This is a genomic window from Dyadobacter sp. LHD-138, from assembly GCF_030929615.1.
Classification (GTDB): domain Bacteria; phylum Bacteroidota; class Bacteroidia; order Cytophagales; family Spirosomataceae; genus Dyadobacter.
Genome location: NZ_JAVFVU010000062.1, coordinates 1 through 25,675, shown reverse-complemented (window position 1 = coordinate 25,675; position 25,675 = coordinate 1). Strand labels below are relative to the sequence as shown.

Genomic DNA, 25,675 nt, shown 5'->3' with positions numbered 1-25,675 from the left:
CCTTCTGGCAAAAGGATACGGACTAAGGCTTGATAGGATTCGTTCAACACAAACGGGATTGGTTCGGGCTACAAAGCAAATAATTTATTTCATTCCCCCCAACTTTTCAGCTTGATCCTAAATTAGCGTAGCAAAATCAAATGGGTAACTGAATGGGTAACCGATTTCTTTGGTTTACCTTGATCGTGAATGAACTGCTTTTTTGTATAAAATACTGATTACCAGTACAGTTTAAACAAAAAAAGCGCACATTAGTGCGCTTTTCGTGATCCCGCTGGAATCACAATTTATGCACAAATGCGATTGATTATCAATTAATTACAATTTAAATTTTAACAGGTGACTGAATTGGTGACTGATCAGAATAGCTTAGTTCGATCAGGTTTGACTCAGAATCCAGCAGTAATATAATCATTACAATATAAAAAGCAATGTAAAAATGCCAGTTTTGTTCATGGATTTTAAATAAGGGTTGTTAATTGAACAAAATAGAGAACCTACGATTCGACCTTAGGAGATATTGATATTTAGTGTTGTAATCTTTCAATTCTAAGTTAGTAATCCTTCTCACCACGTGGAGTCCTGCCAAATGGTGAGACTCAAATAGGACACTTGAATATTCCCAGCCCTTACTTTTAGCAATATTCCACCTGGTTTTCAGACGATTGGTTACATAATTTTTTATAGAGAAAGGTCATTCTAGGATGGCAATTGTTATTAGGCGGTGCTTTCTCATAGGACCACTGTTCACCTCCGAATTTTCAGAATCTTTCTAATTGATCTCGACACAGAATATATTTGATGATATTTATAACCTACTAATACCATTCTTTCTATCCTGAGTATCCGATGAGCCAAATAGCCAAATATATAAAAGCAGGGAGACTTTTTACGTTTGAATCAATTAAGAGCTGTAAAAAAATATATCTCGATATAAATTTCTGGATTAGGCTCAGGGATGCTTCCAATAGTGGTTCAGATACTGATCAAGCTTTGCTTAACACAATTGAGGAAGCAGTTGAAAAGAATAAATGCATACTTCCAATCAGTGAAGTTACTTTCCGCGAAATTTTGAAACAAAAGGAAATGTCCTCGTTAAAGCGATCCTGCAGCCTCATTGATAGATTATCGAAGGGGGTTTGCCTCATAAATGATGACGAACTCCGTCAACTAGAATATATACATTTTATACGAATCAAGACAGCAAAGGAAGTGCATCCACTTGACGAATTAGTTTGGAGCAAGTTACCTCTTGTAGTCATGTACCCCAAGTTACCTTCGGTGCCAAATGACTATGATCTTCATACTGAAATGATAAAGCAACTTTCCGACCTTTCATTTTTGGATATGGTCTCCTCCATAATCAATTCAGGAAAATTTGAGGCATTTTCCTATAAAGATGATGTTGAGCTTTTTAATAAAAATAAAGAGAAGCACAAAAATGAAAATAAATCCTTTGAACAAATGTTTTTGTCGGAACTTGGGGGCTTTATCGATCTATTTCAGGAATCACTCGCAGAAGCTAACAGGCAGTCGTTTCATTGGGATTATGGAATTGGGTCTGAGGATGTTCAATTTTCTGATATAGAGTTGAAGTTGCCAGGAAATATGATTTATAATCTGTTTAAACTGAAGAAAGTCACCAATGAGTTTCCATCTTTTAGTATTTTTCCAGAACTCAACGCAGCCGTAATATGGAATAAGAATCGTAAGTATAGAGATGGAAATGATACAATGGACTTTTTTCACGCGGCCGCCGCGTTACCCTATTTTGATTATTTTTTTACAGAACGAGAATTGGCTACGATTATCAAACAAAGGAAACTTGACGTTACCTTTAAATGTACTGTCGAGAGTGATGTAAGAAATGTCCTTGAAGCTATTAAGCTGCTTTAGTATTTTTTCCATCATTTTTTATCGTTCTGGTCATTACTATCCATGCAATTATTGGCTTTGCGACGGACTTAACGACGATTAATTCTTTTTTTTTAGCTTCCTACGTCGATATTTGCACACACCTAGGCAAGCTCTGGACTTGAAAATTAATTCACATAAGTACTAAATAAATTCAATTTGAAATTTTTACCCCAAACTTGAATGTATAAATATCAGCAAATCGAGACAATCCTTCAGAAAATTGACGGCGCGCTGTTTCAAAATATTTGCGATGCAATTTTGTTCCAAATATTGCCTCCTGGATCAAATATAACAAGAACCGGTAGTCAGATCGGTAAGATCAAAACCATTAAGGGTACACCTGATTCCTTTTTTACGCTTCCTGGCGGTAAATTTATACTTGTTGAATGTACAACGCAGTCCGCGAAAAATAAGAAGGCATTTATAAGAAAGGTTAAGGCTGATATTAATAAATGTCTCGATGAAGCGATTACTGGCCTGATGTCCTGGGAGATTGAGAAAATTGTCTATTGTTGTAATTCTTCAATCAGTATTAAAGAGTTAAAAGATTTACAAAATCATTGCAAAGAGCAGAATGTCGAACTTGATTTTACAGGAATTCATACTCTTGCTAGGTTGCTTTCAGGCAAATGTGCGGCAGTTGCCCGCGATTTGTTAAATGTTGCATTTGATACCGGCCAGATTCTAGAGCCTAAACATTTTATTGAAGAATATGAGACTTCTGCGTTGGCAACTCCATTATCGAATGAGTTTCAGCACCGGAAAAAAGAGCTTGCATGCCTCAATGAGTATATTTTGTCAGGAACAAAAGTGATTGTACTTGCAGGGGCCTCGGGTGTAGGAAAGTCTAAACTTGCCTTGCAATGTATTCAAAATGTTCACAAAGGCGGCCTCCCCTTTAAAGCGTTATGTATTTCAAACAAGAATGCATCCATTCATGACGATTTAAGAAGTTATCTCATCGGTGATTACAGTTATTTGATTCTAGTCGATGATGCCAACAGGCAAACCAGTCATTTTGAAAGTCTTATTGCTTTGCTTTCGGAAAAGCGGACTGGTACTATACAAATAATTGTGACAGTCAGGGATTATGCGTTGGAGGAAACCCTTTCAATTGCCATGAATCACGCCCCCCAGGTTATTAAGATTGAAAAGCTATCTGACCTAGAGCTGAAAATTATACTTTGTGGCAAGGATTTTAACCTTACTGATCAGGCAGCCGAACGCGTTTTAACTGTGTCTGACGGGAATCCTAGATTAGCCATTATGGCGGCAAGGGCTGCATTGGCTGCAAATGATCTTGCTGCTTTGTCAGACGTTTCTTCAATTTATGACCATTACTTTAAATTGGCGATTGGTGACCATAAAGTTTTTAATGATAAGGCATTGCAGAAAACTCTTGGGCTCCTTTCATTTTTTTTCACACTTGACTATGAGGATATAGACTTTTTTGACAAACTGGCGGCAAATTTCAAGATGGAAAGTGTTCAGCTACGTGCTGGGCTATTGGAATTGGAAAGATTGGAATTAGCAGAGACTCGCCTGGATGGATCAGTAATTAAGATTTCCGACCAGGTACTGGCAACTTATTTTTTCCATAAGACTTTCATCGTAGACCAAATTCTTGACTTCGCTATTATTCTTAGACATTACCTTCACACGCATTTAAAACGTATCAAAGATTCCGTTATTTCCGCCAATAACACTTTCAGCTACCAAAAAGTCTTCCCTGCCCTTGATCCCATCCTTAGCGAGTCCTGGAAGGCTATCTCGTTGGACCCAGAATTAGCCGAACGATTTCTAAATTCTTTTTGGTTCTACATGCCTAATGATGTTTTTGATTTTGTAGCTGGACAAATTACCGCGGGCTCAGAAGAAGAAACTGATAGAATATATAAGTATGGTGAAGCCGCTCACATAGCGGCCTCCAACCGGGACAAGAATTTAGATTTTCTTTCCAAATTTTACATGTATTCACTGCCGGAGTTGGACACCGCTTTGGAGCTTTCCTTTCGGTATGTCGAAAGTTATCCAGAGCATTATACACAGCTAATTGACGACATCAACTCGTCTTTTAAATTCAGAGAAGAAGACGAACCTATGTTAAATGTGAGGCAGTTGAAACTTCTAAGTTTTCTTTGTGAAAATCGAAACCATTTTTCAATATTTCACCAAAGTTTCTATGATATCGCAGTTTCACTGATGAAGTGGTCTTATAATATAACTTCTTCCGGCAGAAAAGCTCATTCCTTTACGATATACAACTATTTATTACCCCTCAGCAATGAAGTGAGCACCTTTCGGGAAAAAGTATGGCTTTTTATTTTTGATAATTTTGAAATCTACCCCAATCTGTCGATTGATTTTTTGCACAAATATTTGGAAAGAACTCCTGATATAAACATTGAGATAGCAAGATTCGACGCCAAATTCCTGATCAGTATATTTAGGAATTATTTGGATGGGTCTTCATTTGAACACTGTTTTATTGTTCGGGATACCATTTATTGGCTGGGTAGAGCTGGCCTTACTTGTCCGGAATTATCAGCGTTAAGAGACGCTTTTAACTGTATAGCTTACCAGCATTTTTTACGTATCTCTTGGGACAGGTTAAGAGATCGGTTTGATTATGACTATGAATATATTGATTTCGAAAAGTACGACCGAATTAAAAAAATTGAGTTGTCACGTAATTTTACTTTCGAAAATATCGGAACCTTTCAACACTTCTATTCAATTTACTTGTCGATTCGTGAATTTGGAAAGATTCCGCATTACGACATTTCTAGGGCTTTCAATATTGTTATAGCACTAAATTTCAAATCTGATCCTGTTTTAGGCCTTAAAATAATCGATCATATTTTGATTCATCGAAATGAAATAAAGGCGTCTCTGTATGAAATATATAAAGAAGTGGAATTGCAGTCGACATCTTGGGATGAAATATATAAAAGAATTACCTCTTGCGAGTTTGACGAAAAGCCAAATTGGGTGATCAATTATTTGCGTTTTATTCCTCCGGATTTATTGCATCAGCGCCATGCGGACTTATTTCTGAATTTACTGAAAACTTCTGATGAGCGGATCGCGCTTGATTCTTTTCTTATGGAGAAGCTAGGGACAAAATGTGGAAATATTTATGACACTGCTTTGGAAATTTCCGTTTCTAAGACAGGCACAGGAAATGGTAATATTTTTCTTAATGACAGTTTTTTCAAGGGGCGAATTTTAGAATTTACTGATCTTGGCCTGGTTAAGACAGCCTATTTTCAACAGAAATCCCTTGCTCGATACTTTGATCCTAAATTTGAAATATTTCTTGAAATTCTTTGGCTTGATAAGGGATTTCTTTTCGAATATTATCAGCACGAAACAAACACCCGTCTCAGCTACGGATATGCCAACCGGGCAATACTCTTTGAAATTTGGAGTCTTCCGGATACAGCCTCAATGGTTCAACGCATTTTGGATGATATTTTCGGGAGTGACCAGTGGTATTCGAAAGGAGAATTTGCAAAAGTCTTTTTCAAGCGCATCCCTTCAAATCATCGAAGCAATGCGGTATCATTTTTAAAAGATTACATCAGTTCGGATCCGTCAAATATTGAGAAGATAAATTATATAATGAAAATTGTAAGAGAATGCCTTGGCGAATCGGAGAATGAGTTCATTTTGCACTTTCTACATTGTAATCAGTCTTTTGATGATTTTAGTCAGATAGACTGGCTAAGTAATTCTTTTTCTGGCAGTGGAGAAGTAGTATGGTCTGAGGTGAAGTCAAAACGGTTATCTGAGATTGTCTCAATCTTCGACGCATTTGGTAGCGAGAAATATTTATTTGTAAAGCATCTGCACTTTTTAAAAGGGCGTATTACTCTTGAAGATAAATCCGCTAGACAAGAGAGACGGCGGAAATTAATGTATGGGTATTGAATCCCGATACTAAATATGGGATAAAGAGAACGCCATCTAATTGGGGGTAGGACACGAGTTTTTTGCAGCAAATGGAATTACAGAACATGTCGGGTTTCAAGAAACGATCAAATACGATCAAGGAACTTTTATTCCATGATCGTATTTCGTCCTTCTGATGAACTTAACAACGGTAAAATTCTCTTTCAAAAACTATAAATTGGCGGCTTGTTCAGATAAAGTATATTCGAACATTTAACAAGTAGGAGTTGTTGAAGTGAAAAGTCAAGATGTCTAAACTTTCCTTTCACTTATGTTCACAATCCTTCTAGTGGGCCGATTTGCAAAAATTGCGCAAGGCTACTTTTGACTTTTTTGGATTCCTTACTTTACATATTTAATCAAAGAAAGCCCAATCATTCGCGGTTTTGGGAGCTATTTCGTTCCCCTTTGCTTTTTCACGCACATTCAATTGGAATTTTCGACTCAGAACTTCACAGATTATTTTGATATGGCCAACAGACCGGAACATCAACATTTTATTCCCAAAAGCTACCTTAAAAAATTTGCAATAAAGAAAGGAAAAAGCAAATTCTTTCTTGAAGCTAAACAGCTTGGAAGTGATCGAATTTATAGGGATATGAGCACACGGGATATATGTGTGCAATCTAATCTATATACGGTTCCAGATGAGGATATTGAGAAACGCTACGTACTAGAAAATTACTATGCTCACAACGTTGATGCCGCATATCCAGAAATATATGACATTCTAACAGACGAAAAAAGAAACTACATTTCGACAGATCAGAAATATAAAATTCTGTATACTGTCATAAGCTTGTATTTTCGCACTCCAAAATTCCTAAATGCCATTTCATTTGCTGACGATCTCGAGTTAGAAAAATCCGTTGAAAGACAAGATGGACGTGGGTTAATAAAAATTGAATGGAACGATGGATACAAGTCGCTCTTTCACGTTGACGATCTTAATGAAGAAAAACTCAGACGTCGAGAATTCAACAGGATCAAATTTCTAAGAACCCATTTAGAGGAGTGGCATAATTTCGTTTATAACAAAAATCACGGTGTCATTAACGTCTTCAAAGTTCCGCATTCAGTGCCTCTAATTACCTCCGATAACCCTATTCAAATCGGTTCAGATCATGCTGATGTAAACCTCTTTTCACCTGACAACTTCATTCAGCTTCCCTTAGGCCCACATTTGTTGCTGTGGATAGCACCTTACTCTATAAACAATGACAGGTCACAGTTAAACAAAATTTACAGACAATATAGGGATGAATCATTTGCAGTTACTTCTAATTCCACAGTGGAGCGATTAGCAGAGAGATGGATTTTTGGACAACCAGGATCGATTTCGCAACATATCAGTGATCAAATACGATTCAATAAACCAGAGGTAGCTGAGCCCCTAGTCGAAGGTCTTATAAAAAAGACATATGAACTCATGCAACTGGTGTCACTGATGGAACGTCATGGGCTTGCAAGTATTATCGTGGCAAATAAAGTCAAAGAAATGAGAAGGTTGGCTATCTTCAAAGATTCTCTTGAACTACAAGGCATTATTGAAGCCTTGGCGAAGCGAGGATTTTTGACTGTCTGAAGTTCGCAGGTATTGATATACCTGATTGGATAATTCGGAAGATGACGTTGACCAGTAGATTCCGTGGCAATGGACTGTCATCACAGCGACCTTTGAGAGCGATAAAAAGTTTGGCTTTTGATCACAAACTACTTGGTCTATTCAACAGCCAGTACATTTGTAACAAAGCGTTTGCCGTAGTTACGGGCCAGATTACTCATTGCTAGGTAAATGACAAGAACCCTGCAAGAAAACACTTGCAGGGCGTTTGTATAAATGGTTTGTGATTCCGCTGATTTATAGCGAGGCATTAACGCTTTGTTTAAGAAAATCAGACGCATAAGAAGAAGAAACAACTTTCTCGGCAAAGGCTTTTCGAGTGCTGATATCGGAAAAATAAGTTGCAGTTTCATCATTTTCAAAATCCAGTTCTTCTGCGTAAGACATCAATTCGGGGTCGATATGAATTAGTTGCAATAATTCCAACGATATCATTTCCTTTATGTTCTCATAGTCTACCATATCTAAGACTGTCTTGGAGTCTTGCGTAGACTTGCTCCGGAACCAGCCGCTGAAGAAATCGCCTAACCCTAGAAAACCCACCTTCGCCTTTTCGGACATGACGAGCTCATGGACTTTATTGAAATCAAATGCTTCCAGGGCATCAAGGGCCCGTACAATGCCATTCCCATAATATTTTCTAAATGCGGGAAAACTCTTGTCTGCGCTTGAAAATAACGCCGACCTAGCCGCTTCAACCTTTTTCCAGTTATTCTGAATGCCAGCCTTTTGAATTTTCTCACGGTTATGAGCAATCCAAAGTGCGGCCGCTGCGGCTACTTGCGGAGTAGCGCATGACGTTCCACCCCCAGAACGTCTGAATTTAAATTGACCACTAGATGCCCAAGCTACATTCGGAGTATATCCTGCAAGCGCTTTCTTCATTGCGCTCTGAGGTCCCCAATTTCCCTGCATGTGTTCACCACCAGCGGAGCGTAAGCGGAACAAGGAATTAGCGTCGAAATCATAAGGCTGGTCATTGTAGCAGGCTCCTGTTGCTGCAATGACCCGGCTGAAGCGCGCAGGGTACAAAACTGCCTTAGGTGCTAATTTCCCTAATCCTTTTGTGAAATTATTACCAGCCGCAGTAACCACAATCACACCATTATCGTATGCCCTGTTAATAGCTTCTGCTACACGCCTTGTGGGATAGCCAGCCATAGACATAGTTATCACTTCACAACCATAGTCCACAGCGTAATCAATTCCTCTCGCGACATCATTTGCACTAAATGTGTTAAAAACGGTTTCGCAAATTCGGATGGGAATTACCTCAGCAAATGGTATCGCTCCAAAATCGCCGGTGTTTTTTGGATATGTACCGTCCGCCTCTATCTTTTTCCCCGCAAGGATTGCGAGAGTGGCGCAACCATGCCCATCCTGTTCTCCTATTGATCCCGTCTTCATTTTGTCAATACCGGGATTTTTCAGATATTCGTCTTTTACAAAGCTTACTGCCCAATCTTTCTTAACATTTACGGGAGTGCTGGGGTGATCGGGTAAGTATCCCGTATCAATGTGTCCAATTCGAACGATAGCATTGGCATTACTTTCCGTCACTCTTAATTGCGCACTCCGAAGTTGACTGTGCTTATCGTCAAGATGCCAAATAAATTCGGTCTCGTTTGATTCCGGCTGCGGCCAATTTTGCAGGTATTCATTTTGATTTTCCGAACGGGCCAACTCTCTTTTAAGGTACGGAGACTTGACGTTGGGCTCCACAAATCTTAATCTGTTGTCTTTCAAGACGGATTCGTAAGCTTTGTCCCAAGACTTGATCCCCGACGAAACCTCTTCAATAACAAATCTGTCTCCATTGTCCTTAGATTGGACTCCCTTCTCAACTACCGATCTTGTTGGCGCACTTCTTGAAATCTCAGATTCATTCTTCGTAGATGAATGATAGAGCTCTAATATTAATTCGTCATTTGAGTCAGCAATGGAATTTTCTTCAATGGATTTCAAAAGCGGTTCGTTGGCAGTTATAGTGCCGTCAAGAACAAACGGAGGAAAAGTTGTGAAATCATGTTGCTTGTTTCCATATTTGAAAAGATTTGGGTTCTGATTATTGCTGAATCCGGTCTTTATTTTTTTAAAGAAATCAGAATAGTCTTTTACCGGACTTTGCAGCACTTCTACCACTTTCGACGTAAATAGGCCATTACCCCATACTTCAAATGCTACCTCATTATCTTGACACGCCCCAAATTGCAGTACAAAAGCTGGAATGTCATCATGAGTGGTAGGTTTTTCCTTCTGCAAGCTAGAGTATAAGCCGACATTATTGTTGTATGTCTTAAACAAAACACCGAGTGGGGTCATTCGACTTTTTTTATACAACGCTGGGTTGGTAGTATCCGGGTGTTCGTTTTCATCATTTGCTACCTTCGCAATGCTTCCAGAGTGGCAACTGTCTGAGAAAATTAGAATACGTACTCCTTCCGCAAATTTTGCGAAGCATTCATATAATTCATCGTCAAGAAATTGCCTATCGTATAGGCACCAAGTTTCATCGAATCCGTCTAGTTCACCGCTACCATTAACCTCATCTTTATTTACGTCAATAACAGATCCACCATGCCCCGAATACGACAAAAAAAGTGTCTGACCTCCTGTAAGCTTTGCTGACGCCTCCGTTAGAAATTCTACTAGTGCCTCACTTGTCGCATCTTTGGTAAGCATCGTCTTATGTTCATAACCGGCTTTTATCGCGATTTCTTGATATGATTTAGCATCATTTTCCGCGGCGTGCAGTTCTCCGGCCCAGCCTGCGTAATGTAACGGTGAAACCGCATTGAGCCCAATGTGAAGGGAAATCCCATTTGTTTTCATATTTCCAGGTTTGGTATTTAAGAAATTATCTTTTTGAGAGTTTCAATATTTTCCAGACTAAAAACCTCTGACAGCTTGTCCGGCATCTTGCCTTCTTCCATTAGCTGGGAAATACTTTTTTGCTGGAGCTCAAACGACTTAATCGTTTGCTCGATTACATTAGGAGTAACCTGGAGCCTCTGCGCAGCATCTTGTATAGTCATCAAGGGCTCGTCTGTCTTGGTTGATCTACTATCGCTTAACTGTTTAATTTTTTCCATGTAGCCGGCATAGTTGAGTAAATTAGTTGCTACTTTGGAAGATAATAGATCTTTTAATCCATCATTGATCCATTCTTGAGTAAGGATTCCTGGAGGAAACGTAAAGGGAGGTTTATTCCCCTTTTTTTTCAAGACGCCTTTGCCGACTGGAAAATTAAAATCATCGATACCTTTTGTGAGATCATCCATTGTCGAGGGATGGCCTGGATATCTGTGCAACGCACTTCCGATAACTCCGGATAGAAGTTCTGATAAGACTGCCTGCCGCTTCCCATGAACAATGGGCATTGGATCATAAGAAGTGTAAATGAGGTCGTTGTATAAGCGTCCTCCGATTTGTTCAAGTATACTACCGGGCTCCACTATTTGTTTTGTTACGGAGAGCCTTATCGCTGCCTTTACGCCACTCAAGAACATAGGAGGTGAATTAAAGACAAAAGTCGGCAATGCGGTCTTGTAGTAGTCGGCAGCGAGTAGTTTAATCGCATTTGCATCCGGCGAATCATCCGACAAAATATCGGATAGATTACTACTAACTGATTGAAATAAACCATCCAGCGCTTCAGTCTTTGGACTGGAGTTTAATGGATCTGTCCCGTTGAAATATATGTAGGCAGATAGAATTCCCTGCATCGGCAATTTCCACTTTCCAAAAGCTAATTCCCTTAGTTGTCCCTCTGGTATGTAGGAAATACCGTTTTGAAATTTTTGAACAATGCCATCAGTAACATAATTTTTAGCGTCAGACGCCTTAAATCCTTCCCTTCCAGATGTGATATTGATTCTGCCCGAGGTGAAGACAGGTCCCGATGTAAAAAGGAGGAATAATTGCGTCTGCCAATTATCAGATAAATCTAATCGGGAGTTAACTTTTCGGGCCGGAATATTCAGAGGTATTTCCCGTGCCTGGGTTCCAAAATCCTTTTTATTTTTGGGTTTTCTGCCTTTATAATTGAGATAATAATTTCCTGAAGGTAATTCACAATTGAAGGCGAGCCAACCTGATTCGCGGTCTTCACGGACATTTTTCCCAGATAAGTAGCAAAGTCTTTTACGATTCGAATCAAGAATACTGAAGCCGCGTCCAAGACTTGCTTTTCTCCGGTTGAATGCCTGACGACTTTGCCCGTCTGCGTATCTAAAAAATAAGAATAAGGACCCGACCTTATTTTTAAGTTTGGTAAACGTAGCTGTTGGTACGAGGCTGTAATGTTCGGCGTTGTTCGTGTAATACTCGTGCGAAGTCTTATACCCAAGGGCAGTAACAGACGAAAAAATTTCGGGAGTTTCGAATTGGACCTTCGTATCCTCCGCCAGCCTGATCATTTTCTGTTCGATGGTATCGTTAAATGCCATTTGGACACAATAGATTCCTTTGGGTAGATCGACGTTAAGGCAGTGATATGCCTTGCTAATCTCGGCCATATCATTGTTATACAGGGTGAAATGGGCAAATTCCACCATCATCCCAACTGCTGAAATCTCCAATTTGTAACGTATTTGTTCAGCATTCATAATTGAAAGGATTTTTGGTGCCGTCTACACGTAAATATTTTGTATCATTTGTCACTAAATTTAGGATGCAATAAGTACCCTTTTTTAATGAATGTGTCCAAGTGTCCCCTTCGGCTACTTCGCCGGATTGGATAACATTCAGCGAAGGGTCTTCAAGTTGATAACTCCCGTTTTGTAAGAACCTAATTAGAACATCGGGCCGTACTACTACGCCTGGTTTTATGACAAAGTTATTGTCAAGCTCACCAATAGCCAACCTAGCTTCCTGTGAATGATTGTTGGCAGCCGCCAACTCACGGGTACGCTGTTGAACATAATTATGGAGTGTGGACATAGTAATGTTACCGGTGTCAGGGTCGGCGGCCGCGCCATTTAGACCTTCGATGAGCGCTTCAGTAAAATACCCCGTAACTGTAAGGACATCTCCTTTCACCATAAGCGACTCCCTTGCTGGATTCTCAAAATCTGTCGCCAGAAATGTCATGCTTCTCAGACACTGATTCCCGCCTTCTCTTGCCCAGCCAGCCATAGGAGGCATTGGCATGGCATTTACCTTCCGTGAACGGCAACAGTCCAGAAAAAAAATCACTTCTTCGAACAAGTCAGAGGAGACGAAAAAGCTCAGATACTCACTAGAAGAAAGTGCCGCATTAAGATAGTCGTTTGAATAAATGGGAAGGCACATACCCGTATCTTTCCAGCTACTTCCAATCCCATGGCCAGAAAAGTAGAAGTACAGTCTTCTGAATCCTGTTTCAAGGCCGGCACGCTTTATATCTACTAGTGCACTATCAACCTGGTGTTGCAAAGGCGAATAAGGATTTACAGTTTCATCAGAGGGAATTAAGTGACAGTTTTCAGGCGGAATACTACCGCCGTTCGTGTCGATTAGCCAGTTATAGAATCTTGTTGCGTCATTAATAGGCCCCTCCAGACTGTTTAACGACATGTAGTGTTTTATACCAATAACAACAGCATAATCTAATTTATTTGTATAGCTCATATTTTGAGGAGGTATTAATTGGCTAACATGTAAATAACGCTGTCCATTGCCGGTTCACCTTCATCGTCGAACGCGCCGTGCTTTCGTGCGAGGCTCTGAAATCCTGGCTCTGCATTTTCATGCGTCTCTGAAAAAATCATGCTATTGGGCACGCTTGACAAGTAGCCAATGATGCTTTCAAGCTCATCATCGTTGTCGTAAGGATTTCTTCCTAAGAAATAACGTTGCATTCCTAAGATACAGGCGTCATCCTCATCTTCTAATAAGCCTGATACCAGATACAATAACGATCTTGTATATATGAACGGAATTAGATGATCCTGGCACTCCAGATCGTCGCTCATTGAAAAGATTCTAACAGCGGTCCTGTCCGTGGAGTTTTTTACAATGCTTTCATGGAACAAATCAGTTCGGCAAGCAGGGGCAAGAAAAATGATCTTACCTAATTTAACCGGAAGCTGCCTGCGTACTATTTCATTGACTACATGACAAATAGCTATTGAACCCGCGGAATGTCCTACGAAATGAATTTTAAAGTCTGGGTTACTTAGAGAATAGTCCCGTAGGCGGTTGAGAAAATAGTTGCCTACTCGTATATCTTTTTTATCAACATCGTGGGCATCTTCATTCCACATTGTTTCCGCTTTACTCTTCATTAGATTCCATATGAAGGTCCCTGCTTCCGCCACGAACAGCTCTCTCAGTAACTCTTCAACAACTGTGGGATAAAAGCCATGGTCTCGCTTGTCCAAATGGCGTTTGACTACTCTGAAGGTTACCATGCCAATAGTCTTCAGAATCTTTATCATTGAAAACAATCCCTTGGAACTATCACTATTGTTACTGTCAACTAACTTATGTGTATGCAAAAGTGTCCTTTGTTGTTCATCTAAATCGCTAACTAGCAATTCATTAATTTCTGGGTCGGCAGCAATGTCAATTTCAAGTTCTGCTTCAATGAAATTTTTAAGGGTGTGATCGTCCATTCCAGCCGCTTCTATTGCAGACTTTTTGCTACCATCCACAAAATATTCTTCAAATGGGGCCGGCTTTTCAAGTTCTTTTTCAATCTCCGAATTTGTCATGTTACCGATTCCCTTTACTCCTTGCCAGGTTGAAAGATCTATGCCGATCTTGTCACCACCAACTTTCAAAACTTTAATAAGTAATTTCTTAAAAAGTTTGGTACTACTTGCAATAGAGATGTTCTGTGTTAACGTTTCCCAAATTCCGGTTTCCCAGATAAACGAAATCGGGTGCAGGGCTGTTTTTGTAAGTATCTGGGGAGTAAAATATCGGGCGGTTTTCATTCCGGCCTTCTGCGGAACAAGACCACCATGGAAATAAAGAACTATATCTTTCCTTTCATCTTGAGAATGCAAATGCTCAAAAAGCACATCTACATCCTCTGATGACGAGTTGAATTCGACATGTCCTGATGATGGAAATGTCCCAGCTCTCCCGACATTAATGTAATGTAGCTTGGATATGTCTTCCATAAGGTTATGAAATTAAATTGCTCCTGATCAGGTTCATCTAAGCCTTTGGACATAGACATCAATGCTCCCTTTATTGTTCTTATAATATCCTTTGGAATCGTTCGCAAAAAAATAGAGTTTAGTGTAGTCTGGCACCTCTAAAATTAGATAATCTCCTATTTTGAAGGCGGTTTCATCTTTTTTATCAAATGCTGCGCAGAGGCAAAGACATTTAACACCTTTAACTCGCAAGCCAACTATTGACGCTAAGAAATTGAAAAAGCCCTTCGGCGTAGTTGTAATAAACCAATCCGTCCACCTTTGACCAGGTTCGCACCAAACCTTGTATAACTCACCCTTCTTTACATCAAGGAAATTAGAAGAATATTCCTCGTGAGCAAGAATAGCCAACTTTATTTGTTGATTATCCACAAGTGAAAAGTTCATGTTATGAAGGATGGGTTTAAAATTAGATTAAAAATATAAAAAAATATCACTGATATTCAACTAAATAAGAATTCTTATTTAACGGTAGGATATTTGATACTTAGAGCACTTCCTTTACTTAGCCGCGTTGCTTCACGACGTAGAAAAGCGCAGCACGACCCACCAGGAAACAGATGGAAGCATAGTATCGCCTGGTCATGCCAAAAAGGGGGCATTGACAGCGCGGCAAATCCTTTTTACACAATTAAATGTTCCGTTCGAAATCAGGGAACAGATTGTCGGGTTGGTGCGACACCATGGTCTGCCGCTTTGGCTGTTTCACAAACCGGACCCTCAAAAGGCACTTTTAAAAGCTTCCTTTGAAGTAAATACAAAACTGGTCGCTATCCTTCATAGTGAAGGCGAAGTTGCTCATTTTATCCCTCTCACAACCAAATCCGCACATTCATCAGCATCCCTTTTATTATCGCAAAAATAAAACCGTAAGGGCTGTTCATAACACAGGTATTCAGGATTTGATTTTTGAAAGGTTAACCAATAATTCTTCATTTCTTTGCTAGAAGCTAGAATCTTCCATGCGAGCAAGATTGTGTGATCAAAACGGATAATAACGATTCGTTTTTTTAGACTGCTATCTCATTTCAGTATGATATTAATCCTTAATCAATTTAACCATTTCCTGCCTACTCCATGAACGGAATATCTCTAATTCCGCAGATCTTTCAGGTAAAATAGTAGAAAGGTATGTTTCGAGTATTGAAGTAGAAAACATAAAAATATAATGAAACACACTTTGTAGGTCACTAAACGATCTTAACTGAACCATTTCAGCAGAGTACTCTCCCGAAGATACCATCTTCCCTAAAAACGACTCGTTACCGTGCGCCGCTTTCGAGTACTTGGAATAGAAAAAAGTATACGCATCATCCGCACCGAGTTCCGCAGATAAACCTCTCAGGTTTCTGGGCCCGTCATAATAAGAATACCAATTTTCAAGTTTCCTGTTATTTTTTATCCGCTTTCTTCTTTCTGTTTCTGTACAATAGTATTTGTACGCATCTTCATAGCCAGGCATATCAAAAAGTGATTCTTTTCCCCAAATTAATTCCTTTATCTCGAGGATCTGTTCTTCGCTCAATGGCATTTTTACTTTCCCATTTTTTTGAGAATATGTCTGCAATACGGAATTATGATATTTAATATCATCTAAAATTGACGAAACCATATATGCGTAACTACGCTGCTTGGTGTCTGCTTTACACAGATACCCAATAGATAAAAAAAGCTCAAAGAGAGATCTGGTAAGGATTTTGGCCGAGTCGGCAGCTCCTTTGCTTAAAAGAATTGCACATGAATCCGTTAAGTCTAAAGATTCTCTTAATAAAGTAAGGGGTGTGCTAATATACTCTTCATTTTTAAGTTGTTGTACTTCCCAAGTTAACACCTGAGATCCAAAATTTACGACGTCATCAAGTTTGGTCGCATATTTATTAAAGTGCTCCACCAACCTTAGCTCAGCTTCTCTCGGAATCAACTGCTTACAAGGTTTGAAAAAGTAATTAACCTCTGTATTTGATGACATCTGTTCGTTTTTTGAGATAGAAACAACCAATGATTCGGTGTAAATTATATTAAATGTAATTATCCTATTCAGCCTGTTTTTTTTTTAGATCCCCATGAGCTACCACCAGGTATCCTATCAATTCCGGAATTTTTTCCAGTGGGATACTTGGGTTAGTACGGCTACGTTTTCCATTGAGAAAGTGTGCAATACAAATTTCTGCCCCCCCGACCATAAACCTTCTTCGCGTGATTCTACCTTAAACTGGGTATTTCCGATACATTGAACCGTTAATTCATTTTCCATTTTGAACATCTATTTTTTATATTTAATCCTTCATCATTCATCCAGGTCCCTTATTGCAAAGTGACGTTCAAGGTCTTTAATTTTTGTAAAATCATTATCGAATTTTTCCTTTGGAACACGGTTAGAGTACTCTTTTACGGTAGAGATAAAATCTATTAACCTAGAAAGCTCAAAAGCTGTAATATCTTCTTTAGGACTAAATTTTACGAAATAAGCATTATTACCTCCAAAGCTTGTGATTGTATTTTGCATATCGTTGTTCATTTTTTGAGATTACTTCAAGTTTAATTGTAGTGCTTCTATATCCTGTTTGCTCCCGGAAACTCTCAATGTGTTACCGATACAGTCAAGAACGCTCCCTCTTTGTTTAGGTTTCGGATAACTTCCCCAATTTTAACCTTTTCATCCTCATTTAATCGAATTTCTGCTTTCATGGGGTTCGCTTTTTTGAGGCTGGAGTTCATTGATCTTCAATTCGATGCCAGCACTCTGAATGTTGCCCCAATACTTCCATTCGAGTGAACAAATTTTACCTGCGAAGGATTGATAATATAATGCGGTTTATCTTCTGGAAATTCGTCATATATCTCTCTGAATGAGCCATCTGATTCTGGTACAAGTTTATGTTGGAAAGTGGTCCCGTCATCAAAATACGTAATTTTTGACGCTGACTTTTTCTTTGCATCATTGTAAATGATGGCTTCCGGACAATCTTCAACTTCGTTATAGAAGGCAACAACAAAGAGATCCTTATCAACATCCTCAGGAATCCGGAAAAAAGTTTTTCGATTGTCTCGTATAGAGTCTACTCCTATCTGGGTTCGACTCACAGCAGCGTTACTGTCCACTGATTTAGTTTGACTTTCAGCCACCAGAGAAGGATGTTGTTCTTCATCGTTGCTTTTTTTCCAGCATCCCAACATAGCCAACGTTGCAAAGACAGCTATAACAACACTTTTAAGCTTCATAAGGCATGTTCCTATTTTGAGACAGAATTAGACAAAGTATCACTGTTACAAGCTCCAACTTCACTCGATTACTGCCTTAATGTTTTGTAAAATTGATATATGCTGCTCTACCGTTGTCTGGCAATAAGCGATGATTCTAGGTATTTCTTCCTTGCTTGTTTCGACGCCTCCATCTTCATGGAGCGTTGTTTGTCCACAGTGAATTTCTTCCATTTTTTCAAGATAAATTAAGAGATTCGATTCCGATGTTTCTTTTATTGGAGAATTCGGACGCATTGATCATATGATTCCGTGGCAGATTGACCATCAACAAACTATTACAAGCCATGTGCTAAGTAAGTATCAATCATTTACTTAAACTGGCTAATTTCAACCGAAACGACCTGTCTTCAATTTCTGAATTGGGGTGATCAATGGCTCCGAATTATCCAGTAAAACCCCTTGAAGTCGGTATAGGATATGTCAATTTGATTTTTCGGAGATATATAAGATAAAACTATTTGTCAAATCTTTTATCTTATTGCTCTCAAAGAATATTTGGTCGCTGCCAGGTCGATGGGCCGTTTAGGACTGACTTTTTTAAAAGTGGGATTCAGTGTTGGATTCTAGTCATCTGTAGGTTTTCGAAGTTCAAAACTGATTGCATCTAACAATTTATTAATATCATATCTGAATCCAGCTGCCTTGCTATTTTTCCAAATTCGATTGACTACATTAATATCTGTTCCACGACTTTCTAATAATTCGTAAATACCAGAGCTATGGAGGAGGGAGGCAGTATAGAAAATCGCATTCTGATATGCAATTTTGGCCGCGTCACGCTGATTTTTATCACGGCCAAAAGGCCCATGGCTTCCATGGTCATAATTAGTTTCAAACTGCTTCTTATAATCCGATAGCTGTCTCTCTAACTGAACTAATTTGTTTCTATCCATAATGTTAAATTTTGTCTCCTACATGCAATAGAAAAACTAAACTACCAATAACTGTCGATCTTTTAAGCCCATCGTCCGTTCGTAAAGAGCAGCGACGTCAGATCGAGCAAAATTTCTCAATTATCAATCTTCGTAAAAAACCTACCTAATTATTTTATTCAGGCCTATCCGATGCCCCTTGGTTTTGTACTGGGGACTTCTGCAACATTGGGTAATATGCTGAAACAAGCATTTTAGCTAATATAGAGCATGAGCTTTCTTGCCATTGTCACTAATTCTCTCATACCCTTGTTTAGCTACCATTAATCCCTTTGCCCAGATCAAGCTCCGGATGCTGATGGGTAGTCCGGTGTTTAAATAAATTAACCACCATCAGTTATCGCTTTCTTAATGTCACAATCGTTGTTGCTATTCCAGTTTCGTAAACTAAAGTAAGGTAATCTCCAGAAGCCCTTGAGGATAATAGGTCTATTGTGTCAACGATTCTTTCAGAGAAGTTTTCCATGATATCAGAAAATTTGTTCAGACTAGACTCTGTAAGATATCCGTCAGCGCCAAATCTCAATGGATATTCACCCTGTTCAAGATAAAATTGATTCAAAAGTAATCTCCAAACAGATCTTTCGTAATGGTAATTATTGTTAAAGTACTTGGAAAATTTTACATTTTTCTTATTTAGACTATCGTTTTTATGTACGGGACATTGCAGAAGCATTTTATCGGGTTTTATTAAAAATGGTGTTGGTAAAGAAATATTACAATATAGTCCAAGTTATATATTTTAAATTTACTTTAACCCATTCAAAAAGATAATTATCCAAAACGCACCAGAATATTTAAGATGCTGCTATCTCTATACCATTATCACCGTTTGGCCTTTTTGATCACCAAATGGTCCAAAGCCGGATCGTTTAAAATCCGTTCAATTTCATTGGTAACGATATCTTTTATATTTTCCTTGATTTAGAGACAGTTACACTGAACCATGAAACTATCGAGCGCTCGAAAAACAGGCATCTCCTGGTATGCTTCCTGCTCTTGCTGCAAAGCTTTGTTATAGTTTATAATCTCGCAATAAAATGTCTTCAATTCAATTTTATGCTGAGGATTGTCAGCGACCATACCAACAAACTCCCCAGAGCTGAGTGCGGAAATTTTCGACGCAGAAATTGCGGTGTCAAACTGTTTGGATCTGTCGATGGATGTATCTGTTCGGTTAATCGAGTAACTCGCGCGATCCTGCATGATTTTACCGAAGCGTTCACTGAGCTTGCTTGGCGGTATCACAAGTAACCTTACCTGAAATGACATTGCCCATAATGTTCATGATTACATCGGCCCGTTCTTTTCCGTAGTCTTTTCTCAATTGGGAAGCACCTTGAATCCCAAGTGCAGTGGCAGCCTTGTTCGATCTTGCTGTGGCAATCAGACTGTACATGCCCCCCAGATATATGGCTGGAAATTCATCGAAGATCAGGCTGCTTTTAAGTCTACCTTTCTGGTTTACAAGTTTGATAAGACACGTAACATACGGTGAAAGCCTAGTCCGTGCCGTGCTTTTTCTTTGGCCAAAAGAAACTGTGTTGCCCGTTATGCTGTCGAAATGAAGGTTATGTGTGCCATGTTTTTGATAATTAATGTTTGAAAAAACATGTGATGATCGATCAGAAAGGCTTCTCCTTGCCCGCACCAGCCATGTCCATAGACACGGACAGGTTAGCAGCCCCGACCGCTCGAAGTTTGGCCGTTTGACTTAGTAATGTACAACTTATTGCGGCTCACCAGATTTATTGGTATAGCCCCCCAAAAAACGCCTGTACAACTCAACCAGAACGCCTTTAAGCAGATGGGGCGCTATCGCTTCGGAAAGCCAATATGCTCACCGAATGAAGATGGTAATATGCACGCCTTCGCCATTTTTGGGGTTTGTAATAGTCGTTGATGGCTGTCGGAAAATTGACTACTATTTACCTAATTTTGTTTCTGAGACTTGTGAGTCCGAGACAATACCCGCTACGATTTCCATAATTCCAAGGATTGTTATTGAAAAAATAAGTTTCGTTTTCCCCCTTCCTGTCTCTGCCTGCTGAAAAACGCAATTGTTTTTCCCAAAAAGAAAAAACAAGAAAAAATTTCCATATCTACAAGAGGATTCATGTTAAAAAATTGCAAAAATTCCGGCCAGGTTTACAGCTTGACTCGTGATTTTCTTGTAAATCCTGTTTAAAGTATTTGGTCACTGATTGTCAGGCAAATAAAATCTCATTCGCTTTCTAACTTTACTTTTTACAATTGCAAAATCATCTGAGCCATTTTCAACATTTATTCGGTTCATAAGTATCGGTTGAACAATTTCCGTCACCATGATGCCTAAACTAAACCTTTCACCAAACAATGTTACCTCTTCGGTCTTTATCGAATGAAGTTGAATATTATTCCTTCCGAAATTAAGCATAATGTGTTTCTCCCGATTCCCTTCATCAAGGGTTTCGTCAAAGGTGATCTTCATCTGTTCAAATTCTTCATGGATTGATTCTCTCTTTCCAGCAAGACAGATTTCATTTATAGTAGCTATTGTGTCCTCATTAATCGCCCCAAAAGGGACATCGCGAAAGGTTCGTTCATACGCTATTTCAATGAATCTGCAGGCTTCAAAAACCTGTCGGTATAAATTAATCAGTTTGAACAATGGTCTCATCAATAGATTGCCTGTATGTACAGGGATACCTTCGTGAAATACAGTGAATACTTTCTCATCAGACAGTTTAGCAAGGAAGGTAAAATCTTTTATTTGCTCAGTCATTCTGCTGCATTTATCGGGATGAGTATGAGAGAACTTTGTCTCCCATCCCTTATCATTTGTCCTTCCTAAATCAATTTTAATCTCAACGAACGCAGTTTTCAAATGTAAGTGTATCAAAAGACTTCCTTCGTTGCGGAATACCTCAACCTTTGCATCTTGATATTCAAAGCCGTCCTTGAAACGTATATCGACTTGCCAGGAGCCAGCTGGGACCCTGGATATAGTAAAAGAGCCCAAGCCCTTGGAGATTTTCGTCTTCCCAAGCCAAAATCCACCGCCTTTGATCTTCTCAGCGGGAATGGTAATGGTACCGACTTTCTCACCTTTTATATAGTCCAGCAGCGTCTTTGCAATCGCATCATTTTGCGAAAGAGTAAAGCTCAATCGTCCAATAAGGTTTTTGTTGATCGGATAGACCTGCGAAATCACTGGCTTGCCATCCGCGATAGTCAGCTTTGAGCCAATATTTTGCTGCCTAAGGAATTTTCCGGTTGTTTTGATTGAAACCTTTTCGCTTTTAAAGTCATCGGTAATGTTTTCACGAAGGATAGTTATAATCTCTTTAAATAACCTTTCGGCCGTACAGTCAATGTATTGAATGTTTTTACCGTCGAGAGCCAACCTTTGAAACGATGAGATGCCCGGGGCGACAAAGAAAATCTGCTTTCGATTTGACCCTAGCTCTGAAATTAATTTATCGAGTACAACTGACACATTTGCATCCTCCAAAGAATACCCGACAAAAAGTATTGAATGCCTAGAAATTCTATCCCTTATCGCATTCCAAAGCAAGTTGCGCCCGGTATCCCTACTAAAGAAATGGTCATAATCACCTCGTGTAATTATTATGCTGTTTAGATCGGAAAGGTCTCCGTGGGCTTTGAATATTTCAACGTCAGCTTGTCCTAGGCCGGCAACTTGATCTGGCCTATACACGCTCCTGGCGTCAGCACCGTACACCTTCTCAAAAAGACAATCGTAGTTGGTTGTTACGATCGTCTTGATATGTGGAATTTTAGTTAGAAGATTGTGTACACTAGTTTTCTGAGGCTCCTTTCGAAATATTTTAAAAAGAAGGTTATTTAGCTCATTTCGGCTTCCACGCTGCAAAAGAACTAGGTTCTCTGCCGCCTCCATCAATGACAACGCCTTCGGGCTTGATGAACCCATTGATTCCTCAATCCTATCGTTTATTAGTTTCGTTAACTCCTTACCTGACGGATATCCGGCGTAGATTGACATCCCAGCCCCAGCCCACAAAACCACATCCTCGCTGCGGATGAGTCTGAATAAATTTTCTCTAACCATATTCTTAAAAAAGGGTTCGGCGGCAATTAAGCTTGATTTTCCCCAAAACGCAAACTCGGCGGGCCTTGGCCTAATCCTGATCCGCCGGTTCACACCTTTAATATTCAAGAACAGAATTAGTTAGCAAATTTATGTACATCTAGCAAATTTTTGTTCATTTCAAGGCGTCTTACCAAGCCCATCAATGCCGAGCCCGCATTTTCTACTCGTTTACGGCTTTTGCTCAAGTATAGCTTCGTAATCTCAGCATTCGTTCCCAAAAGTCCTGCAAGATAAGGCCACCGATTATAAGCAAAGCCGCGGGTAGATCCGTGTCTTTGCTGAGGACTTCTTTGATAGCGCTTTGGATAGAAAGTCTTCACTTAGATTAAAGTAATGACCATTAGCGATTGACTAAATACATCAGCAGTGCCTGTTACATAAGCTGCTGTAATCGTATCCGTGTAGAAAGCCTTTACGACATTTTTTGGATTGGGTCAGACTTTAAATCCAAAGTTTTTCACCTATTTAGAATTTGCATAGGTAAAGTAATTTTCAATCTACTTTTCTACATTAGCAGCTCAAAGCCAGTCAAAATGGCTTTGTTCAGGTCTTATGTGAAACGTAAACAGAGAAAATGATGAACCTGCATGCTAACCAAAAGTACCCCCTACTTAAATATTTATCCGAGGAATTTCAAGGAAGCTTTTACCAAAACGAGCTTGCTTTTCTAAACAGGATGCTGATCCTTTACCACAACCGGTATAGCTGCTCAATTGATGACAGCACGGCGGACTATCTGGATGATTTTGAAAGCTACCTTCAAAGACCTTTAAACTTTTGGTATCTACCTGCCGCAAAAAGACGTCAGATCAACCTGATACGCAGCAGAATGCTATATCTGCTAAAAAACAGCCGTCCAATTTTTGAGCAGCTACTGGCCCGAAAAGATTACAGTTCTTTCGAAGCTAAACAGGAAACGATTCTCAAAATCTACCAATGGCTTCAAATCGTGCCACATGAGCCGGCAGTGAAAAATGGAATCGATATCAACCAATGGAAGCTGGACCTGAAATCAAAGTTCGGACATTTGTTATTCGAATCTGAATCCGCTGCACCGGAATTAAAAAAGGTATTAAAGAAACTGCCTCCCTTTCATTTTCATCAGATTCTGACCGGAACGGATGAAACAGCGCGGAAGCAAAAACTTGAGCGCCTTATTGCTATACTGCTTAAAGAGCAGTGGATCTCTCCCTGTAAAACCGATGGAATCTACTTGTTCAGAAATACCGGTAATGGCGGAAGGCTCCAATTGGCAGCGCTATACTTCACCCTCAACAAGCAGGGGCATATCCAGCAGCGTCTTACCGCTCCCAAAGTAGCAGCCCTTTTTAACAACTGGCTCTCCCATAGCATCCCGCGCGATTCGTTCATTAAAGCCTTTCAAACAGAGCAACAGGACACTTTCAACTGTACTCCCAACAAACCCCGCTATAAATATGTACAGGACTGCAGCCTTCTGCTCCGGGATCTTTAAGGAAGTTTAGGTCTCAAATTTTTCTTTTTTGTTCTTTTTCTTCCTACCGGAATAACGGGAACATTATTGTCAACTCCCCGCCTGAAATTTGCAGCATGTTCCATTAAAACATGCTACCGATGCTATTTCAAGCCGAAGATTCGGATCCGCTGGTAACCGGTCCTAACACAAAAGTATCCCCGGTGCGTGCTGCAAATACGCACCGTGCTTTAAGAAAGCAGCTCATTTCCCGGGGAGTGATTTTCGAGATCGACTCCCCTGCACTTGTGAAGATCCTTGACTTGTGAGCTGGCCCTTGCGTATCAGGCCTTTGCCAAAGGAATGGCCCGTTAGCTCTTTGAGCTTCAATTCTTATTAAATCATTTAAACCAACACCGTCATGAACGAGATTAAACAGCAGCTCATCGGACTCTTTGTGAGCCGTGATGTGAAAAGAAGAAAGAAACTGTATCAGTACTATGAAAGCTACTTTAAGCAGCAGCATTCGGTCCGTTTTACACTCCTTTTGATCAATGCCGATCTGGGAAGTACGCTAGTCACACGGCTGGACATCAAATACATCCGTGCGCATTGCCATCGTTGGCAAACTTCCCAGCCAGATCAGACGGATAATTTACAGCAGGTCGCTGAAAGCAGTAACGTAGAGCAATCCGGGAGCTCCGGTTAAAAATTACATCCATTTCAAACAGAAATAAAATCTAATTCCATCATGAAAAAACTTCATGCTTTCTACCCGACCAGGGCAGGTCCGGAACTCCGTATATACCTAACCGGAGAATGCAATTACTTTAACTTCACTAGCCGATGGACAAAAAAACACTGATCGATCTTTTTGAGCGGAGAGATAAGAAAAGAAAGCGGATCCTTTACGAGCTGTATTTCGATCTGATCACTTCCAGACTATCGGCGCGCTACATTGCCGAAATGATTTGCAAGGATGTGGGCCATGCGGATATGGTCAGCGCCACAGACATCAAGTTTTGCCGGTTCCAGTTTAAAGGCAAAGTCACTAGTACTGCATTCAGACAGGGTTTCAGATCAAAACCTGTTTCTGCTTCACCGGTTCAGCCAGAACCGGATAGCCAAAGCCCCGGTCCTACCGCCTTTTGGGCGGATCCGAACACCATGAGTACACAAGAGAACATTATTGTTGAATCTAAATTTTCTAAAAAATGAAACGCAAATTCCATTATGTGCTGCAAGCCAAGGGCGGTGTAGGCAAAAGTCTTTTTACCTATCTAAGGGCCC

At 39.8% G+C, this 25,675-nt stretch carries 21 protein-coding genes; 8 read left to right on the top strand and 13 right to left on the bottom strand.

Translation table 11 applies throughout. From position 1 onward, the window contains the following. Window positions 1–849 precede the first annotated feature (849 nt). The 3 genes from RB622_RS28775 (at window position 850) to RB622_RS28765 (ending at window position 7,456) form a co-directional block, all read left to right on the top strand. Window positions 850–1,896 carry a hypothetical protein gene (locus RB622_RS28775; RefSeq protein WP_308050283.1) on the top strand — a complete coding sequence of 349 codons (1,047 nt, stop codon included), beginning with the start codon at window positions 850–852 and terminating at the stop codon, window positions 1,894–1,896. Between the two features lie 201 nt (window positions 1,897–2,097). Further along, window positions 2,098–5,850: a hypothetical protein gene (locus tag RB622_RS28770; protein ID WP_308050282.1), complete on the top strand. Its 3,753-nt coding sequence runs from the start codon at window positions 2,098–2,100 to the stop codon at window positions 5,848–5,850. 490 nt (window positions 5,851–6,340) lie between these two features. Next, window positions 6,341–7,456 (top strand): DUF4238 domain-containing protein, encoded by a 1,116-nt coding sequence (locus RB622_RS28765; protein WP_308050281.1) that lies wholly within the window; start codon window positions 6,341–6,343, stop codon window positions 7,454–7,456. Window positions 7,457–7,732: 276 nt separating this feature from the next. Here RB622_RS28765 and RB622_RS28760 read toward each other — a convergent pair whose 3' ends face one another. From RB622_RS28760 to RB622_RS28740, 5 genes are read right to left on the bottom strand one after another with little or no spacing between them, the layout of a single operon-like run. Next, window positions 7,733–10,327 carry a S8 family serine peptidase gene (locus tag RB622_RS28760; RefSeq protein WP_308050279.1) on the bottom strand — a complete coding sequence of 865 codons (2,595 nt, stop codon included), beginning with the start codon at window positions 10,325–10,327 and terminating at the stop codon, window positions 7,733–7,735. A gap of 17 nt (window positions 10,328–10,344) precedes the next feature. Beyond that, window positions 10,345–12,102, bottom strand: a complete 1,758-nt coding sequence (locus RB622_RS28755) for a hypothetical protein (RefSeq protein ID WP_308050278.1) — start codon at window positions 12,100–12,102, stop codon at window positions 10,345–10,347. Further along, a complete protein-coding gene (locus RB622_RS28750; protein ID WP_308050276.1) occupies window positions 12,092–13,105 on the bottom strand; it encodes a caspase family protein in 1,014 nt (337 codons plus the stop codon). Before RB622_RS28750 ends, RB622_RS28755 begins: the two co-directional genes overlap by 11 nt. Window positions 13,106–13,119: 14 nt before the next feature. Then, window positions 13,120–14,604 (bottom strand): alpha/beta hydrolase, encoded by a 1,485-nt coding sequence (locus tag RB622_RS28745; protein ID WP_308050275.1) that lies wholly within the window; start codon window positions 14,602–14,604, stop codon window positions 13,120–13,122. Window positions 14,605–14,637: 33 nt separating this feature from the next. Next, entirely contained in the window at window positions 14,638–15,030 is a 393-nt protein-coding gene (locus RB622_RS28740) for a hypothetical protein (protein WP_308050274.1), read from the bottom strand. Window positions 15,031–15,157: 127 nt separating this feature from the next. Between RB622_RS28740 and RB622_RS28735 the strand changes: the two genes are divergently transcribed. Beyond that, window positions 15,158–15,508 (top strand): hypothetical protein, encoded by a 351-nt coding sequence (locus RB622_RS28735; RefSeq protein ID WP_308050273.1) that lies wholly within the window; start codon window positions 15,158–15,160, stop codon window positions 15,506–15,508. A 174-nt stretch (window positions 15,509–15,682) separates the two neighbouring features. Here the strand turns inward: RB622_RS28735 and RB622_RS28730 are convergent, their stop codons facing one another. From RB622_RS28730 to RB622_RS28695, 8 genes are all read right to left on the bottom strand, one after another. After that, complete coding sequence (locus RB622_RS28730; protein ID WP_308050272.1) at window positions 15,683–16,612, bottom strand: DUF5677 domain-containing protein; 930 nt, start codon at window positions 16,610–16,612, stop codon at window positions 15,683–15,685. Window positions 16,613–16,930: 318 nt separating this feature from the next. After that, window positions 16,931–17,161: a hypothetical protein gene (locus RB622_RS28725; protein ID WP_308050271.1), complete on the bottom strand. Its 231-nt coding sequence runs from the start codon at window positions 17,159–17,161 to the stop codon at window positions 16,931–16,933. A 206-nt stretch (window positions 17,162–17,367) separates the two neighbouring features. Further along, complete coding sequence (locus RB622_RS28720; RefSeq protein WP_308050270.1) at window positions 17,368–17,865, bottom strand: hypothetical protein; 498 nt, start codon at window positions 17,863–17,865, stop codon at window positions 17,368–17,370. Between the two features lie 60 nt (window positions 17,866–17,925). Further along, entirely contained in the window at window positions 17,926–18,141 is a 216-nt protein-coding gene (locus RB622_RS28715; protein ID WP_308050269.1) for a hypothetical protein, read from the bottom strand. Window positions 18,142–18,470: 329 nt separating this feature from the next. After that, window positions 18,471–18,800: a hypothetical protein gene (locus tag RB622_RS28710; RefSeq protein WP_308050268.1), complete on the bottom strand. Its 330-nt coding sequence runs from the start codon at window positions 18,798–18,800 to the stop codon at window positions 18,471–18,473. Window positions 18,801–19,763: 963 nt separating this feature from the next. Then, window positions 19,764–20,111, bottom strand: a complete 348-nt coding sequence (locus tag RB622_RS28705; RefSeq protein WP_308050284.1) for a hypothetical protein — start codon at window positions 20,109–20,111, stop codon at window positions 19,764–19,766. Next, a complete protein-coding gene (locus RB622_RS28700) occupies window positions 20,062–20,490 on the bottom strand; it encodes a type IV secretory system conjugative DNA transfer family protein (protein WP_308050267.1) in 429 nt (142 codons plus the stop codon). The genes RB622_RS28705 and RB622_RS28700 overlap by 50 nt, the downstream gene beginning before the upstream one ends. A gap of 546 nt (window positions 20,491–21,036) precedes the next feature. Continuing rightward, entirely contained in the window at window positions 21,037–23,019 is a 1,983-nt protein-coding gene (locus RB622_RS28695; RefSeq protein ID WP_308050266.1) for an SIR2 family protein, read from the bottom strand. A 610-nt stretch (window positions 23,020–23,629) separates the two neighbouring features. Here RB622_RS28695 and RB622_RS28690 point away from each other — a divergent pair. From RB622_RS28690 to RB622_RS28675, 4 genes are all read left to right on the top strand, one after another. Then, window positions 23,630–24,427, top strand: coding sequence for a hypothetical protein (locus RB622_RS28690; protein ID WP_308050265.1), 798 nt, complete (start codon window positions 23,630–23,632; stop codon window positions 24,425–24,427). A gap of 119 nt (window positions 24,428–24,546) precedes the next feature. Further along, on the top strand, window positions 24,547–24,714 hold the full coding sequence (locus tag RB622_RS28685) for a hypothetical protein (RefSeq protein WP_308050264.1): 168 nt from the start codon (window positions 24,547–24,549) through the stop codon (window positions 24,712–24,714). A gap of 92 nt (window positions 24,715–24,806) precedes the next feature. Beyond that, a complete protein-coding gene (locus RB622_RS28680; protein WP_308050263.1) occupies window positions 24,807–25,094 on the top strand; it encodes a hypothetical protein in 288 nt (95 codons plus the stop codon). Window positions 25,095–25,231: 137 nt separating this feature from the next. Further along, complete coding sequence (locus RB622_RS28675; RefSeq protein ID WP_308050262.1) at window positions 25,232–25,603, top strand: hypothetical protein; 372 nt, start codon at window positions 25,232–25,234, stop codon at window positions 25,601–25,603. Window positions 25,604–25,675 lie beyond the last annotated feature (72 nt).